The organism is Streptomyces sp. NPDC097981 (genome assembly GCF_040302565.1).
Classification (GTDB): domain Bacteria; phylum Actinomycetota; class Actinomycetes; order Streptomycetales; family Streptomycetaceae; genus Streptomyces.
This window is the reverse complement of record NZ_JBEORW010000140.1, coordinates 1-4,220: the sequence shown is the minus strand read 5'-3', so window position 1 is coordinate 4,220 and position 4,220 is coordinate 1. Positions and strand designations below refer to the sequence as shown.

1 protein-coding gene is annotated in these 4,220 nt (G+C 71.8%); it reads right to left on the bottom strand.

Annotated elements, in window-relative coordinates:
- Positions 1 to 4,220, bottom strand: a 4,220-nt coding sequence (locus ABTY04_RS40490) for a type I polyketide synthase (RefSeq protein WP_352218434.1), incomplete at both ends; no start/stop codon positions are given.

Sequence of the window (4,220 nt, the reverse complement as noted above, 5' to 3'; positions counted from 1 at the left end):
GTCGGCACAACACCGGAAGCCTCATCCAGCGCCAGCAACGACACCACACCAGCGGCGGCACCCACACCGGACAACAACCCAGCCAGAGCAGCACGATCCGCACCCGGCTCGACAACAACCCGCCGAACCGCAGCGCCGCCCCCCGCCAGCGCATCCGCCACAGCCTCGGCAGAGGACTCATCCGCACCCGCGACAACGACCCACTCACCACCCAGCACACCAGCCGGAACGGTCAGCGGCCTCCACGACACCCGGTATCGCCAGCCGTCGATGTCCGACCCGGTGATCGCGTCGCCGCGTCGCACGAGAGCCGTCTTCGGCCAGTAGCGCCGGCGCTGGAAGGCGTACGTAGGCAGGTCGACCCGTACGGCACCCGCCCCGTAGAGCGCCTGCCAGTCGACGGAGATCCCACGGACGTGGCTCCCGGCCACAGCGGCCATCGCCGTCTCGGCCTCGGGACGGCCCTTGCGTACGACGGGCACGAACACCGCTCCGTCGGCACCGAGGCATTCCTGGCCGAGGGCGGAGAGGACACCGTCCGGGCCGAGCTCGAGGTACGTGGTGACCCCTGCGGCCTCCAGGGCGCGCATGCCGTCGAGGAAGCGGACCGCCTCGCGGACGTGCCGCACCCAGAACTCCGCCGAGCCCATCTCGTCGGTGACGAGCGCGCCGGTCAGGTTCGAGACCACCGGAATACGGGGAGCCTCGAATGACAACCCCGCCACCACCTCGCAGAAGGCGTCGAGCATGCCGTCCATGTGCGGGGAGTGGAACGCGTGGCTGACGGTCAGCCGCTTCGCCTTGCGGTCCGTGAGGGCCTCGGCCACGGCGACCGCCGCGTCCTCGTCACCGGCGACGACCACGGACCGCGGCCCGTTGACCGCCGCGATGCTCACGCGCTCCGTCAGCAGCGGCAGGACCTCCTCCTCCGAAGCCTGCACCGCGATCATCACGCCACCGGACGGCAGCGCCTGCATCAGACGGCCACGAGCAGCGACAAGCGTGCACGCGTCGTCCAGCGACAAGACCTCGGCGACGTGCGCGGCCGCGATCTCACCGATCGAATGACCGGACAGGAAGTCCGGGCGCAGACCCCACGACTCCAGCAGCCGGAACAGCGCCACCTCGATCGCGAACAGCGCGGGCTGGGTGTACTCCGTGCAGTTCAGCAGGTCCACGTCGTCCCCGAACAGGACCTCCTTCAGCGGCAGTTCGAGGTCGAAGCGTGCGCACACCTCGTCGAGCGCGTCGGCGAAGGCCGGGTGGGCCTCGTACAGTTCGTGCCCCATGCCCAGCCGCTGGCTTCCCTGGCCCGTGAAGAGGAAGGCGACCTTGCCGCCGGCCGGCGAGCCCGTCACCATGCCCGGCGCCGAGTCGCCCGCCGCCAGTGCGGCGAGAGCGGCCAGCAGGCCCTCACGGTCCGCGGCCACCACCGCCGCGCGTTCGTCGAACGCCGAACGTCCGGTCGCCAGGGTGCGGCCGATGTCGGCCGGCCGGAGGGAAGGCTCCGCGAGCAGCCGCGCGCGCAGGGCGTCGGCCTGGGCGCGCAGCCCCTCGTCGCTCTTCGCCGAGATCACCAGCGGAACTGGCAGCAGCCCCGGATCCGCCGAACCGGCGTTCTCCTCCTCCGCCTGCTCCGGCAGCGGCGCCTGCTCGATGATCGTGTGGGCGTTGGTGCCGCTGAAGCCGAACGAGGATACGCCCGCGCGGCGCGGACGGCCCGTCTCGGGCCATGCGCGCTGCTCGGTGAGCAGGGCGATGTCGCCCGCCGCCCAGTCCACCTGAGGCGACGGCGCGTCGATGTGGAGGCTCTGCGGCAGCACCCCGTGCTGCATGGCCAGAACCATCTTGATGACGCCCGCGACACCGGCGGCGGCCTGGGTGTGGCCGATGTTGGACTTGATGGAGCCGAGCAGCAGCGGCCGACCGTCGGCCGGGCGGTCCTGGCCGTAGGTGGCCAGGAGGGCCTGCGCCTCGATGGGGTCACCGAGGGTGGTGCCCGTGCCGTGGGCCTCGACCGCGTCGACCTCGGCGGCCGAGAGACCGGCGCTCGCGAGCGCCTGGCGGATGACCCGCTGCTGGGACGGGCCGTTGGGGGCGGTCAGGCCATTGCTCGCACCGTCCTGGTTGACGGCCGAGCCCCGGACCACGGCCAGCACCGGGTGCCCGTTGCGCTGCGCGTCCGACAGCCGCTCCACGAGCAGCATGCCCACGCCCTCGCCCCAGCCCGTGCCGTCCGCGGCCGCCGCGAACGCCTTGATCCGGCCGTCGGTGGCCAGGCCGCGCTGACGGCTGAACTCGATGAAGGTGCCCGGCGTCGACATGACGGTGACGCCACCGGCCAGCGCCAGCGAGCACTCGCCGCTGCGCAAGGCCTGGATCGCCCAGTGCAGGGCGACCAGCGACGAAGAGCACGCCGTGTCGACCGTCACCGCAGGGCCTTCGAGACCGAACACGTACGACAGTCGGCCGGACACGACACTGGCGGCATTGCCCGTGCCCAGGTGCCCCTCAAGGCCCTCCGGTTCCTCCAGGAGGACGGAGAGGTAGTCCTGGCCGTTGGTACCGACGAACACGCCGGCCCGGCTGCCGCGCAGCGTCTCGGGGTCGATGCCGGCGCGCTCGAAGGCCTCCCACGAGGTCTCCAGGAGGAGCCGCTGCTGCGGGTCCATGGCGAGGGCCTCGCGCGGGGAGATCCCGAAGAAGTCGGCGTCGAAGTCGGCGGCGTCGTAGAGGAAGCCGCCCTGACGGGCGTACGACGTGCCCTGCGCGCTCGGGTCGGCGTCGTACAGGGCGTCCAGGTCCCATCCTCGGTCCAGGGGAAGGTCCGAGATCGCGTCGGAGCCGGACGCCAGCAACTGCCACAGGTCCTCGGGGTTGCGCACCCCGCCAGGGAAGCGGCAGCTCATCGCGACGATCGCGATCGGGTCGTCGTCGACCGCCGAGGCCACCGGGCCGGTCGCCTCGACCTGCGCGCCGAGAAGTTCGGAGAGCAGGTTGGCGGCGAGTACGGCCGGGGTCGGGTAGTCGTAGACGAGCGTGGCCGGCAGACGCAGCTCGGTGGCCGCGACGAGGCGGTTGCGCAGCTCGACGGCGGTGAGCGAGTCGAAGCCGATCTCGCGGAAGGCCCGCCCCGCTTCGACGTCCTGGGCACCGGAGTGGCCGAGGACCTCGGCGACCTGCGTGCGAACGAGGTCCAGCAGGAACGGCTCGCGGTCGCCGTCGGCCATGTTCCGGAGGTGCTCGGTGAGCGACGAGCCCGACCGTTCGGGACGGTCACCCGGGTACTCCGTAGCGCGGGTGACGGCCTCGGCCTCCGGCAGATCGTTAAGCAGCTTGCCGGCGCGCACCGCCGTGAACCCGGGGACGAACTTCGCCCAGTCGAAGTCGACGATCGTCAGGGCCGCGTCGTCGGAGCCGACGGCCTGCCGGAGCGCGGTGATCGCGAGATCGGCGTTCATGGGCGGAACACCACCCCGGCGCATGCGGGCTTCAAGGGCCTCGTCGGCGGCCATGCCGCCCTCGGCCCACGGACCCCACGCGAGCGAAGTCGCGGCCAGACCGGCAGCACGACGCTGCTCAGCCAAGGCATCCAGATAGGCGTTCGCAGCAGCGTAGTTGGCCTGACCAGCAGCACCAATGGTGCCGCTCATCGAAGAGAACAACACGAACGCCGAAAGCTCGATACCGAGCTCGCCAGTCAGCTCGTGCAGGTTGAGCGCCGAGGTCGCCTTCGCACGCAACACGCTGTCGAAACGATCCGGAGTCAGCGCGTCGAGGACGCCGTCGTCGAGGATCCCGGCGGTGTGCACGACGGCAGTCAGGCCGTCGGCCTCGGCGGCCAGCAGGGAGCGTAGGGCGTCACGGTCGGCGGCGTCACACGCCACGACCGACACGTCAACACCCAGCCCGGACAGTTCCGCCACCAGCTCGGCGGCACCCGGGGCGTCCACGCCCCGGCGGCTGGTCAGCACCAGACGCTCCGCGCCCGCACCAGCCAGCCAACGCGCCACCCGGCCACCCAGGGCACCCGTACCACCAGTCACCAGAACGGTTCCCGAAGGCGCCCACGAGTCCGCGCCACCGCTCGCGGCGCGGACCAGCCGACGCCCGAAGACACCGGAGGACCGCACCGCGACCTGGTCCTCACCAGCACCACCGGCGAGCACACCCACCAGACGGGCCATAGCCCGCCCATCCCACACCTCAGGCAGGTCAAC